We start from the raw sequence: 12,698 nt of genomic DNA on the forward strand, positions 1-12,698 counted from the left end.
CGGTCAAAAAGTGATTGTACACAAACCGGCAGCATCCGATCGTTTGGTGGATGAGCTCCGCCTGTTTTCGGGTGGGATACAGCCGAAATCGGTAGGCTTTGTGCATGAGTTTCGCCATCTTCTTCCACACCTCCCGCCAACGTGGATGGCCCGACAGACACTGGACGCAGCTCCCGCGTGACATGAAACCGGTCGAGCTGGAAGGAGACCCGCTTTCCAAAATGCTCGCGACATGCCGTGATCCACGATACCGCGTCGCCCTTGATGATCAAAAGATCCCGGCACGGATCATAGGCGTATTCCTCCAGCAGCCATTCTTCGAAGCGCTCCCATACGTCCTCCGGCCCTTCATGGAGGCAGCGGCGCTGATTCACCAGCTCGATGCGCGAACCATTTCGTTTCCATCCCTCGTGAACGGCGAAGAGTTTCTCTTCTTTCGCCCGTTTCCCTTTACCTTGGCGGGAAATGAACAGCCCATCCACCTCGACAAGCAACACCTGGCCTTGCCGTTCCGAGACGGGACGATGCAGCGGGACGTCCGCCGCCAGCACCAACTGGCGAATGGCCTCATGGCTCATGACCGCGTACCCCGCGATTGGCTCCAGCGTGCGGGCGGCTTTGCGATAGGACGAGCACTCCACCACCAATTCGACGGCTGTTTCCTCCAGGCAGGGGCTGATCGACTGCGCTCCATCAAAGCCAAGCTCGGCATCGAGCAAGAACGTATACGTTCCGGTTTGTCGATCGTAGTAGTCGTTCCGACGGAACATCACTTCCCCGAACAGGGGTTAGATGGTGATGGGGGGCTTGTCTTTCAGCTGATACTGGCGCTTGTCCCGCGTTTCCGCCAGTTGTTAATCGATTTCCTCCAAAAGGGCCGCCAACAAGATGGCAAACACCTTTTGCAGAGTGCGCCATAATTGTTCCTCCAGCTCTTTTCATAAAGGCCATTGTGTGGTAAGATGTTGTTGAACATTCATGGACTTTCTCCCTCCTGTTTTGGGTTGTGTTTGCCAATCACCATCATAGCAGGGAGAGAGTCCTTTTTGCATGAGATTTGTTTTTTGATCCTACCGCGCTTCGCTTGGTGGCCCCGACGATCGTCTCAAACAAAGGTTCGCAACCTTCGTCGGGGATCATTCTTGAATTTCACCCACAAATATTTTACTCACACATCGATGAGGAAAGACACCGATTCGTCCCCCACTTACGCTCACGCGTGGAAGTGGGGTCTTCTCGATTCGAGATGATAAAAACGCAGCAATTGACGATTGGATAGGAGTGGAAACGATGGCGAAAGTCATCCTAAAACGGGAACGGAAAAAACGGCTTGAACAAGGACATCCATGGATTTTTCAAAGTGAAGTCGACCGCATTGAAGGCGACGTTGCGCCGGGCGACTTCGTTGACGTTTACAATCACCAAGGCTATTGGCTCGCCAAAGGGTATATCAACCCCGCTTCGCAAATCATCGTCCGCGTCTTGACGCAAAACCCGAACGATGAACTCGATGAACACTTTTTCATCGACCGCATCCGTCGGGCATGGACATACCGCGAACGGATGATTCCGGGCGTCCGCTCCTGCCGCGCCGTCTACGGCGAGGCCGACTTTTTGCCTGGATTGATCGTCGACAAATACGAAGATGTGCTCGTCGTGCAAATTTTGGCGCTCGGCATGGAAAGACGGAAAGACTGGATTTTGCGCGGCCTGCTTGATGTGTTTGCTCCAAGGGCCATTTATTTGCGCAACGATGTGTCCGTTCGGGAGCTTGAAGGTCTCAAACAAGAAAAGGGCTTTTGGTATGGGGAAGCAGAAACTGAAATTGAAATCGAAGAAAACGGCGTCAAATATATCGTCGACATTGAAAACGGACAAAAAACAGGCTTTTTCTTCGACCAACGGCAAAACCGCGCCGCCCTCCGACCGCTCATCGGCCCGGAGACGACGGTGCTTGACTGCTTCACCCATACCGGCTCGTTTATGCTGAACGCTTGTCTGTACGGGGCAAAACATGCCACGGCCGTCGATATTTCTGAACATGCGATCGAGACTGCGAAACGGAACGCCGCGTTGAACGGATTTACGAACATCGAGTTTGTTGTCGCCAACGCCTTCGACTATTTGCGCGAGTCGGTGCGCGCCGGCAAACAGTGGGATGTCGTCATCATTGACCCGCCGGCGTTCGCGAAATCGGCCCACGCTGTCCCAAAGGCGCTGCGCGGCTATAAAGACATTAACTTGAACGGGTTGAAGCTTGTGAAAGACGGCGGCTTTTTCGTCACATCAAGCTGCTCGTACCACGTCCGCCCGCACCTGTTTCAAGAGATGATCGCCGACGCGGCGTTTGACGCCAAAAAAGTGCTGCGCCAAGTGTATTGGAATGGCGCGGGCTACGACCACCCGAAACTGCTCGCCGCCGAGGAAGGCGACTACTTGAAGTTCGCCATTTACGAAGTGCATTCCCGCCGGTGACAAGCCGCGCTAAGGCCCCGTCTCGATGCGCCGCTGGGCAGAAAAAACGCCTAGGGGGGTATCCCTAAGCGTTTTTTCTTTCCCTTGGGCGCAACGATTGTTCTTTATGCAAGACGGACCAATAGACGAGCATCGAAATGAGCACCGAACCAGCGGCAGCCAAATAAATGCTCGGATAGCCGAACCAATGGCTGATTTGGCCAAACACCACCGCCCCGACGCCGACGCCTAAATCGAAAAACGAGAAAAACGTCGCGTTCGCCATCCCCTTTCGATGGATCGGCGCCCGCTCGACCGACCACGCTTGCAGCCCCGGCTGCACCATGCCAAAGCCAAAGCCGTACAACACCGCCGCCAAAAGCAACGCCCATTCTCCCGGCAACCAAGCAAGAAGAAGCATCGCTAGCAAAATAAGCCCAGCACCGGGGAGAAAGATGGCCCGATGCCCTTTTCGGTCATACAACTGGCCAGCGAACGTCCGCGTCACCATCAAGGCGAGCGCATAAAGCAAAAAGTACAGCTGCAGGCCGTCGATCTGTTTTTGCGCCGTATACAGAGGCAAGAACGAGGCGATGCCGCCGAACGTCACCGTCAGGAAAAACAACAGCACCGACGGAGTCAAGGCGCTTTTTTCGTACAAATCCCATTTGTTCACCCCTTTGCCGCGCACGGCTTCCACTTTTTTATACGTGATCGCAGCGGCAAACAGCACCGAAGCCACTCCAAGCGCCGCACAAACGGCAAACAGATGGCTGAACGAAATCATAGCGGCGAGCACAAGTCCAAGCGACGGACCAAACGCCAAGGCGATATTCCCAGACAGCCCGTAATAGCCCATCCCTTCCCCGCGTCGGCTCGCCGGGATGATGTCCGTCGCCACTGTTCCGGAAGCAGTCGTCGAAAACCCCCAGCCGATCCCTTGGATGACCCGCATCAAAAAAAGAAGGAAAATGCTTGAGATCAAGCTGTAGGAGCCAACGGAAATGACAAAAATGAGAAGGCCCAATAAAAACACAAACCGACGTCCTTTTGTCTCCAGCGCGTGGCCGGCGAACGGACGGACGATGAGCGCCGAGAATGTAAACACCCCGACGACAACGCCAATCAGCTGATCGTTGCCGCCCAAATGCTCGACAAACAACGGAATGGTCGGCAGCGTCATTTGAAACCCAAGAAATACAAAGAAATTGGCCAAACAAATCAAAACGAAATCTTTCGTCCATATTTTTTCTTTTTGTTCTGCAATAAGCGGCTGCTGCTCCGCCCCCATACCGATCCCCCTTGCAAATTATGTATTTCGCGCCCCTTAATATTTGTTAGTATAACATAATCATATGCCGCCGCTTAAATAAAATGTTTTTCCATCGCTCTTTCGGCGGAACAGCGCCGAAAAGACCAGCCTAACCGGCAATTTCCCTATATGGAAACCCTTCTGCCTTCCACGTTGCACCTAAACGAAAAGAAGCTGCCTCAACACGCGGTCCTTTGTTCAACATAGCACGACGTACCGCATTCCAGCATTTGTTTTACGCGTATATACGGTCATCAAAAACGGTGCCCCACCCCTTTTGGGACACCTTTTTGGTTACCATCCTTTTCGTTTGCGCAACGACGTAATTTGCGCTGTATGGTGTTTCCCATGCCATGTATACAATGCGGTCAATACATACAGCGGCATCGCCTTTGACGCCCCTTCCGGACAAACCATACGGTGAAAATCGGCTTCCGTCATCGATTCAAGCAACGCCGCCCACCGCGCATGCAATCCGTCAAGCAGCGAAAGCGACGGCTCGATCGGCAGCGAGCGGGCATCGGCCGTTTTGGCCCATTCTCCTTCCGCAAACGGCTTCACGGTCGGGCAGTCTTCCGTCACCCCCCACTTCGTGCGCAAAAACGCATTCATGCTTGCATCGGCCAAATGGTGGACGACTTGGGCGACCGTCCAGCCGCCGTCGCGGTACGGCGTGTTCAGCTGTTCATCGTTCAAACCAGCGACAGCGGCCCTTAAAGCGCTTGGCAGCTCGCGGATGGCGGCAATCCACTCCTGCGCTTCCTTGGCGCAGAACCGCTCCGGGGCTTGAAACGTTCCGATCGGGTAGCGAACCGGATCGACTGTTGCCATGTTGCTCATCTCCCTTCTATATTTATTCATTCAACACGGAAAGACGAACTCCTCCTCATTCTTTCCAAATGTACACACGCGCCTCGTACGGCTTGAGCTTAAAACGCGTCGCGTTTTTATGCGGGCGGACCGGATAATTCGAGAGCGCCAAATCGCTCGACTGGAGACGGAAGCCATCATAGCGGTAAAGCGACGGCCGGTCGGATACGTTGACGATGACAAGCGCCCGGTCGCGGCCGAGCGTTCTTGTATACGCATAAATCGATGAATGATTTTCCAAAAGTAAATCGTACGTTCCGTAAACAAACAGCTCGTTCGCTTTCCGAAGCTGAATCATTTTCCGATAAAACGACCATACCGAGTTCGGGTCGCGCCGCTCGGCTTCCACATTAATCGTGCGATAGTTTTCGTTCACTTTGATCCACGGCGTGCCGATCGTAAATCCGGCATTCGGAGCGTCAGACCATTGCATCGGAGTGCGCGAGTTGTCTCGCCCGGTTTTCCAAATGATCTTCATCACTTCCTCATGCGTCCGGCCGTTCGCCCGTTCGAGCTCATACAGACGCAGGGCAGCGACATCACGGTAGTCGTGAATGTCCGAAAATTGCACGTTCGTCATCCCGATCTCTTGCCCTTGGTAAATGAACGGCGTCCCTTGCATGAAAAAGTAGAGTGCACCGAGGGCCTTCGCGCTCTCCGCCCAATACTCGCCGTCATTTCCCCATGTCGACACCGAACGGGGCAAGTCATGGTTTTCCAAAAAGAGCGCGTTCCACCCGTGGTTTTCCAACCCTTTTTGCCATTTCGTCAACGTCCGCTTCAGCCGGCGGACGTCGATGGAGCCGTCAGCCCGCCGTTTCCACAGCCCTAAATGCTCAAACTGAAAAATCATGTTGAACACGCCGTTTTCTTCCCCGACCCATTGTTCGGCCTCATCGACGGTCACCCCGTTCGCCTCGCCGACCGTCATAATGTCATATTGCGCAAACGTTTGCTCTTTCAGCTCCTGCAAATAGTCCATAATCCCCGGCTGGTTCATATGCGCGGCAAACGACGGCACGTATTTCAGCCCTTTCGGATTCGGCAAGTCAGGAAGGCCCGGCTTTTTCTTAATGTGGGAAATCGCGTCGATGCGGAAACCATCGATGCCTTTGTCAAGCCACCAGTTGACCATCTTGTACAGCGCTTGGCGCACTTCGCTGTTTTCCCAGTTCAAATCAGGCTGCTTCACATCGAAAATATGCAAATAGTACTGCCCCGTCCGCTCGTCATACTGCCATGCCGAGCCACCGAAAATGCTTTCCCAGTTGTTCGGTTCGCGCCCATCCTTGCCATCGCGCCAAATGTACCAGTCGCGCTTCGGATTGTCTCGCGATGACCGCGATTCGATAAACCACGGATGCTCATCGCTCGTATGATTGATGACCAAATCCAAAATGATTTTCAACCCGCGCCGATGCGCTTCAGCGAGCAATTCATCGAAATCGTCCATCGTTCCAAACTCGTCCATAATCGCATAATAGTCGCTGATGTCATATCCATTATCGGCGTTCGGCGATCGGTAAATGGGGCAAATCCAAACGATGTCGACCCCAAGCTCCACCAAATAGTCCAGCTTTTCCATAATGCCGCGAAGATCACCGATGCCGTCGCCGTTGGCATCCATAAAGCTGCGCGGATAAATTTGGTAAGCGACGCCCTCTTTCCACCACGCCTTTTTCACAGTAGCTCCTCCTCTGTGCACACGTTTTCACTACTAACTGTACACTACATCGCTGCAAGAAACAACTCTCTTTTTTTGAACGCTCTCCCACCTACGCAAATGCTTAGAGGTGAGAGATTCTTGGGAACACCTGCTTCAAGGCAGGCTGCCAGCCAAGCCATCCCCGTGCCCCCCACGGTTCCGCTGTTCCCACTTACGCTGATCGCGTGGAAGTGGGAATCTTCTCGGTTAGAGATGATAAAAACAGCCGGCGAGCGGTTGCCCTTCGGCTCCCGCCCGCCGGCCAGCGCTTGTCCATCGGTTAGTGCGCGGCTGTGCGGCTCGCTTCGTAAATTTTTAAATTGTGATACACTGCCTCGAGCATCGGGGCGTCGATGCCGTACCGCTTCGCCAGCGCCAGCAAATACCCTTGCAAATGGTCGGCTTCAATGAGCTGCCCTTTTTCCATATCGCGCTGCATCGACGATTTCATCGTCGAGGCGATCTGCTCAAGCTGAATGCGCTGCCGCTCGGCCATTTCATCCGTCAGCGGCGCACCGTGCGCCTGAATGATCGTTTGGATTTCCCGGAACAGCCGCTCAATGATGACGCTCCCGTACTCGCCGGAGCGGATCGGTCCGATCGGGGCGCGGAACAGCGTCGTCACGCCCGACATCGTCGCAATGAACAAATATTTGTTCCACATATCGGCAGCGATCTGTTCGCTTAGGCGAAAACGGGCGTTGGCGCCGGCAAACAGCGATGCAAGCGTCTCCGTCCGCTTGCTCCGCCCGTTTGGCCATTCGCCGAATCGCATCTCATGCGCTGGGCTCGTTTGGACGATCTCCCCGCTTTCATTTAGCGTCGTCTCGATAAAGCAAAGCCCGCCTAGGACGTTATCGCGCCCGAACACCTCCCATAACGCATCCATATGGGCCATGCCGTTTAACAGCGGCAAAATCATCGTTTCCTTGCCGATATATCGCCTGGCGTCGGCGATGGCGCCGGCTAAATGATACGCCTTGCTCGAAAACACGACAAGATCAAACGGCGCAGACGGCTCGCCGGCGACAAGCAGCTTTGGCTTCAGCACCGCATCGCCATGGACGCTATGGATGACAAGTCCACGTTCCTCGATCTCCCGCTTTCTCCGCTCGCGGACGAGAAACGTCACGTCCACGCCTTTTTCGAGCAGGCGGCCGCCGAAATACCCGCCGACCGCCCCCGCTCCGACAAACAGAATGCGCATCGTATGTAACAACTCCTTTCCTCGCTGTAATTGATTCAGCTCGTCCAATGAACGCTCAGAGAAACACTTCTTGGCAGGACTGCCGCCAGCCGCAAACTCAGACGGTTATAGGCAAGAAGAAAAAAGGAAGAAGGGGGCACGCCCCTCCTTCCTCCCTTCTAGCAGCAGCGCGACACTTTGCCGCCTTTGGCATTGTAGCGCGCCTCTTGCGCCTCGCAGAAAAACTCTTTCCGCGACTTGATCGGTTCGCCGGGGTGATGGGTTTTCATATGCTCAACATATTTTTCATAACTCGGCACACCGACAAGCAAGTCAAGAAACTGTCGGCGGTACGCCAACAACGTTTGCAGCCATTTAGGCATAATGCTTCGCTCCTTCTCCCCCATCACGCGGAATATACGGCGCTTCTTTCAGCGGCACATGCTTGTTTTGCAATACTTTCATCCAAATGTTCAACGCTGAAATGAGCATTGCAATCACGACAAGCATGAAAATCGCGCACAACGTTGCATCAATGTAGTCGTTCATAATAATTTGCCGCATTTGCGCCTCATTCGTTGCCGGCGCCAAGATTTTTCCTTGGCTCAAGCTGTCTTGAAACATCTTCGCATGCGACAGGAAACCAATTTTGACATTTTCATGGAACAGCTTTTGATATCCGGCGGTCAGCGTGACAACAAGCAGCCATGTCGTCGGCACGAGCGTAACCCAGACATACGCTTTTTTGCCCATTTTAAACAGAACCGTCGTGGCAAACAACAAGGCGATGCCGGCAAGCATTTGGTTGGCGATGCCAAACAGCGGCCACAGCGTGTTGATGCCGCCGAGCGGATCGACAACACCTTGGTACAGGAAGTAGCCCCATGCCAATACGCAAAGGGTTGTCGCGATCAAGTTCGAGACGAGTGAATCCGTTTTGCCGAGCGGTTTGTAGAACGTGCCCATAATATCTTGAATCATGAAACGGCCGACGCGCGTGCCGGCATCGATTGTCGTCAAGATGAACAGCGCTTCAAACAAGATGGCAAAGTGATACCAGAAGGCCATAAGCGCTTTGCCGCCGATGACGTTCGATAAAATGAACGCCATCCCGATCGCCAGCGTCGGCGCCCCACCGGTGCGCGACAATATCGTTTGCTCGCCGACATCTTTAGCCAGCTGAGCAAGCATATCCGGCGTTACGGTAAAGCCCCATGACGATACAACCTTTGCCGCCTGCGCTACATCGGTTCCGATGACAGCCGCCGGGCTGTTGATCGCAAAATATGCCCCTGGCGTCAGCACGCAAGCAGCGACCATCGCCATGACGGCAACGAACGATTCCATCAGCATGGCGCCGTAGCCGATCGGCCGCGCATGGCTTTCGAGCTCAATCATCTTCGGCGTTGTGCCGGATGAAACGAGTGCGTGGAAACCGGACACCGCTCCGCAAGCAATCGTAATGAACAAGAACGGGAACAAGTCGCCGGCGAATACCGGCCCCGTGCCGTCGATAAATTTCGTCACCGCCGGCATTTGCAAATCCGGCGTCACGATGAAAATGCCGAGAGCCAACCCAACGATCGTGCCGATTTTTAAGAACGTGCTCAAATAGTCGCGCGGCGCCAACAGCAGCCATACCGGCAGCGCCGAAGCAACGAAGCCGTAAATGATCATCAAGATGGCGATCGTCTCGCCTTTTAACGTAAACATCGCCGAGAGCGTCGGATGCTCCGCTACGTATTGCCCGGCTACAATCGACAAAATCAACAGTACGAATCCCCCAAGCGACGCCTCAGCGACGCGCCCCGGACGGATGAAGCGCATGTAAATGCCCATCAAAATCGCAATCGGAATCGTCGCGGCGATCGTGAACATTCCCCACGGGCTTCCGACAAGCGCTTTCACAACAACGAGCGCCAACACGGCCAATAAAATAATCATAATTCCCAAAATGCCAAGCGCTGCGATAAAGCCCGTCACTGGCCCCATTTCCTCTTTAATCATCTCGCCGAGCGACTTCCCGTTGCGGCGCATCGAAGCGAACAAAATGACAAAGTCTTGCACCGCTCCGCCGAGAACAACCCCGATCACGATCCAAAGCGTGCCCGGCAAATAGCCCATCTGCGCCGCCAAAATCGGTCCGACAAGCGGCCCAGCGCCAGCGATGGCAGCAAAATGATGGCCAAACAACACCCATTTGTTCGTCGGAACATAATCTTTTCCGTCATTAAATACTTCCGCTGGCGTTTTCCGGTTATCGTCAAGGCCGAACACTTTGCGGGCGATAAACCGGCTGTAAAATCGATAAGCGACCGCATACGTGCAGACGGCGGCGACGATGAGCCACATCGCGTTGACCGACTCGCCGCGGCTTAAGGCCAAAATGGCAAACGCTGCGGCCCCAAGGACAGAAATCAGCCCCCATAACAAAATCGATTTTAGCCCTTTCACACAGTTTCCTCCTTTTTCATTTGTCAAAATTATTTACGTTACTATTATATTCATTATTCCGAAAAATTTAAATACATTTTTTCACCTTCAGCTTATATACTGTTTGGTTCTATAAGAGAGTTTTCCCACTTCTCTATTGTACAAAAGTATAAAACAAGCCTTTGGCGCGAAAAATGTAATTGCACCCATCGGCTTAACCGTCAACTGACCATGAGGCACCCAGCGATTGTCCCCAGATCCATCGGATGGCGCAACGGGCAAAACAGCGATCAACTATTATTATCTTAGCAAAGGGTTCGAGAAGGTGAAGGCAATCGAAGCATTGTTATGGAGCATCGCACTGCCTGGATTCGGGCAGCTATTGAACAAAAAGTATATCAAAGGAATTTTGTTTATTGCGTTGGAATTTTTGATCAACACCCAATCGCAGTTCAACGAAGCCATCCGCCTCAGCTTTTTAGGCCGCACGGATGAGGCGGCCCGCGTCGTCGATATCGGATGGATGATGTTTTATCCATGTTTATACTTTTTTTCCATGTGGGATGCGTTTAAAGACGCCGGCGGCGGACGAACGCCGTATTCGTTTTTGCCGTTTGTCTTCTCCACCTACTTTGTGACGGTCGGCTTGATGTACTCATCGCACGTGACGATCGGCGGCGTGTTTTTCGGACCAATTTGGCTACCGATCTTATCCGTCATCCCCGGACTCATCGTCGGATGGCTGCTGCAATTTCTTTTGTTGAAATGGAAGCGCCCGTCCATTTTATAACCGCTTCTGCCATAAAAGCCGCCAATTATTCATTGGCGGCTTTCGGCTGCGGCTCTTTGGCGCTTTTTCGTTTTTTCATCGTTCCCGCCGCAATGACCACGGCAACAATAAGCAATTCAAACCCATATTTGACAACAGGGTTGGCAAAGTACGCTTTCAAAAACGGCTCGCCGACGATCATTTTCGCCGCCGTCCAAGCGAGCACGCCGGCGCCGATCGTAATAATGATTGGGAAACGCTCGATCCATTTTAAAATGAGCGTGCTGCCCCACACCATGATCGGAACAGAAATAAGCAACCCGAGAACGACGAGCAAAAAGCTGCCGTGCGCGGCTCCGGCAACCGCCAACACGTTGTCAAGCCCCATTAACGCATCGGCAATAATGATCGTGCGAATCGCCTCCCATAAACTTCCCCCGGCTTCAACATCGTCGTGGCCCTTTCCCTCAACAAGCAGCTTATAGGCGATCCAGACAAGCAGCACGCCGCCGACAAGCAAAAGCCCGGGGATTTTCAGCAGCCAGACGACAAAGATCGTCGCCAACGCGCGGATGACGACAGCACCGACCGTTCCCCAGACGACCGCCTTTTTTTGCTGGTGTTTGGGCAAGTTGCGCGCCGCCAATCCGATCACAATGGCGTTATCCCCTGCCAGCAAAAGGTCGATAATGATGATGGACAACAGCGCCGTCCAAAACTCCACTGACAACAGATCCATGGAACGATCCCCCTCTACAAGTTATATTTTTCTTTTAACGAAACTGGAGCCATCTTGATGACTTGCTGCAAAATAAATAAGAAGACGGCAAGATCATCGATCAAACCAAACAGCACAAGCCAATCCGGAATGAGGTCAAGCGGCAGCGCTATATACAAAAGCAGCAAACCGACGGAAAACAATTTTTTTCGCATAGGCACTTCATGAGAAACGAAAAATTCGAACAAAAACGGAAGAAAACGACGGATATGGACGATGAAGCGAAGCCGTTTCCACCATTTGCGCATGCCATCCCCTCCACCTTTTGTCATTTTGAAGCCGAACCTATTTTCTTTTACGATTATCTTCCCCCCTTTTGTTTCATGAAATGAAAGAAGGCCTTTACCATATTTGGTAAAGGCCTTCATACAAACAGAGACCTTTACCAACATCGGTAAAGGTCTCGCTAACAACGTCGCCGTTGCCAGCAAAGCCGAGGGCACGTACCCTGAACTGACGACTTTGCTGTTAAAGCTACTCCCCTTTAACAAAAGAGACCGTATTCATTTTTACACTTCCATGATATTCAATATTTATGCCTGTTGTCAATCCTTTTTTCTCGCATTTTGTGCAGGGCGTAACCCAAAAATAAGCGGGAGATTCGTCTGTCACGTAAAATCTTCAACGTTCGCCCCCCCACTCTCACCGAAGAGGAGAAAACCAAGCGAAAGTAGGGGGTGTGGCTTGCTCAACGCACAAGATGTGAAACGCTTTCACCGTTGGAACGACGGACAGCGCCTGCTGAAAAACTGGTGGATGCACTGGTGTTGGCAGGAATCTCCACCTTCAAATTTCGTTACAAAATTAAGGTGGAGTAGTTCAATGCCCCGCTGTAAACTTCAGCCCGATGATCCCCGCAAGAATGCACAGCAAAAATGCGATCCGCGGCGCGTTGACCGGTTCGTTTAAAAACAACATGCCGATCAAGGCCGCACCGAGCGCTCCAATTCCCGTCCACACCGCATAGGCGGTGCCGATCGGCAACGTCTTGATCGCCAGGGATAAAAAGTAAAAGCTCGCCGCCATCCCGATTATCGTGACAACAGACGGCCAAAGCCGGGTGAATCCATTCGTATATTTCAGCGCGATCGCCCATACGACTTCGAACAAACCAGCGATGATTAAATACATCCACGCCATGCCCGGTCCTCCCTTTTTGTCGAAAATAAAAAAGCCGCGAGAACGATCGAA

At 52.9% G+C, this 12,698-nt stretch carries 12 protein-coding genes and 1 pseudogene; 2 read left to right on the top strand and 11 right to left on the bottom strand.

Annotated features, from left to right (window positions below; translation table 11 throughout):
• Both GJ1_RS17915 and GJ1_RS12370 read right to left on the bottom strand, forming a co-directional pair.
• A partial coding sequence (locus GJ1_RS17915) for a helix-turn-helix domain-containing protein (RefSeq protein WP_157068389.1) occupies positions 1–106 on the bottom strand: 106 nt, incomplete at its 3' end.
• 3 nt (positions 107–109) lie between these two features.
• A pseudogene (locus GJ1_RS12370) lies at positions 110–932 on the bottom strand (ISLre2 family transposase); the annotation flags it as partial.
• Positions 933–1,290: 358 nt separating this feature from the next.
• Between GJ1_RS12370 and GJ1_RS12375 the strand changes: the two are divergent.
• Complete coding sequence (locus GJ1_RS12375) at positions 1,291–2,475, top strand: class I SAM-dependent rRNA methyltransferase (protein ID WP_066232869.1); 1,185 nt, start codon at positions 1,291–1,293, stop codon at positions 2,473–2,475.
• 64 nt (positions 2,476–2,539) lie between these two features.
• Here GJ1_RS12375 and GJ1_RS12380 read toward each other — a convergent pair whose 3' ends face one another.
• The 6 genes from GJ1_RS12380 to GJ1_RS12405 all read right to left on the bottom strand — a co-directional run bounded on the left by GJ1_RS12380 (position 2,540) and on the right by GJ1_RS12405 (position 9,981).
• Positions 2,540–3,745: an MFS transporter gene (locus GJ1_RS12380; protein ID WP_066232871.1), complete on the bottom strand. Its 1,206-nt coding sequence runs from the start codon at positions 3,743–3,745 to the stop codon at positions 2,540–2,542.
• A gap of 315 nt (positions 3,746–4,060) precedes the next feature.
• Entirely contained in the window at positions 4,061–4,597 is a 537-nt protein-coding gene (locus GJ1_RS12385) for a YfiT family bacillithiol transferase (protein WP_066232873.1), read from the bottom strand.
• Between the two features lie 55 nt (positions 4,598–4,652).
• Positions 4,653–6,320 (bottom strand): glycoside hydrolase family 13 protein, encoded by a 1,668-nt coding sequence (locus tag GJ1_RS12390; RefSeq protein WP_066232876.1) that lies wholly within the window; start codon positions 6,318–6,320, stop codon positions 4,653–4,655.
• Between the two features lie 301 nt (positions 6,321–6,621).
• On the bottom strand, positions 6,622–7,548 hold the full coding sequence (locus tag GJ1_RS12395; protein WP_066232881.1) for a ketopantoate reductase family protein: 927 nt from the start codon (positions 7,546–7,548) through the stop codon (positions 6,622–6,624).
• Positions 7,549–7,706: 158 nt separating this feature from the next.
• On the bottom strand, positions 7,707–7,910 hold the full coding sequence (locus tag GJ1_RS12400; RefSeq protein WP_066232883.1) for a YbdD/YjiX family protein: 204 nt from the start codon (positions 7,908–7,910) through the stop codon (positions 7,707–7,709).
• Positions 7,903–9,981: a carbon starvation CstA family protein gene (locus GJ1_RS12405; RefSeq protein ID WP_066232886.1), complete on the bottom strand. Its 2,079-nt coding sequence runs from the start codon at positions 9,979–9,981 to the stop codon at positions 7,903–7,905. The genes GJ1_RS12400 and GJ1_RS12405 overlap by 8 nt, the downstream gene beginning before the upstream one ends.
• A gap of 304 nt (positions 9,982–10,285) precedes the next feature.
• On the opposite strand from GJ1_RS12405, the gene GJ1_RS12410 reads away from it, so the two are divergent.
• Positions 10,286–10,750, top strand: a complete 465-nt coding sequence (locus tag GJ1_RS12410; protein WP_066232914.1) for a hypothetical protein — start codon at positions 10,286–10,288, stop codon at positions 10,748–10,750.
• A gap of 25 nt (positions 10,751–10,775) precedes the next feature.
• Here the strand turns inward: GJ1_RS12410 and GJ1_RS12415 are convergent, their stop codons facing one another.
• The 3 genes from GJ1_RS12415 to sugE all read right to left on the bottom strand — a co-directional run bounded on the left by GJ1_RS12415 (position 10,776) and on the right by sugE (position 12,647).
• Positions 10,776–11,468: a TerC family protein gene (locus tag GJ1_RS12415; RefSeq protein ID WP_066232891.1), complete on the bottom strand. Its 693-nt coding sequence runs from the start codon at positions 11,466–11,468 to the stop codon at positions 10,776–10,778.
• Positions 11,469–11,482: 14 nt separating this feature from the next.
• Complete coding sequence (locus tag GJ1_RS12420) at positions 11,483–11,755, bottom strand: YkvA family protein (RefSeq protein WP_066232893.1); 273 nt, start codon at positions 11,753–11,755, stop codon at positions 11,483–11,485.
• Between the two features lie 571 nt (positions 11,756–12,326).
• The gene (sugE, locus tag GJ1_RS12425; protein WP_066232894.1) at positions 12,327–12,647 is read right to left on the bottom strand and encodes a quaternary ammonium compound efflux SMR transporter SugE; all 321 of its coding nucleotides are present in this window, start codon (positions 12,645–12,647) and stop codon (positions 12,327–12,329) included.
• Positions 12,648–12,698: the final 51 nt, after the last annotated feature.

Origin of the sequence: Geobacillus jurassicus NBRC 107829, assembly GCF_001544315.1 — a bacterium.
GTDB classification, from domain to species: Bacteria; Bacillota; Bacilli; order Bacillales; family Anoxybacillaceae; genus Geobacillus; species Geobacillus jurassicus.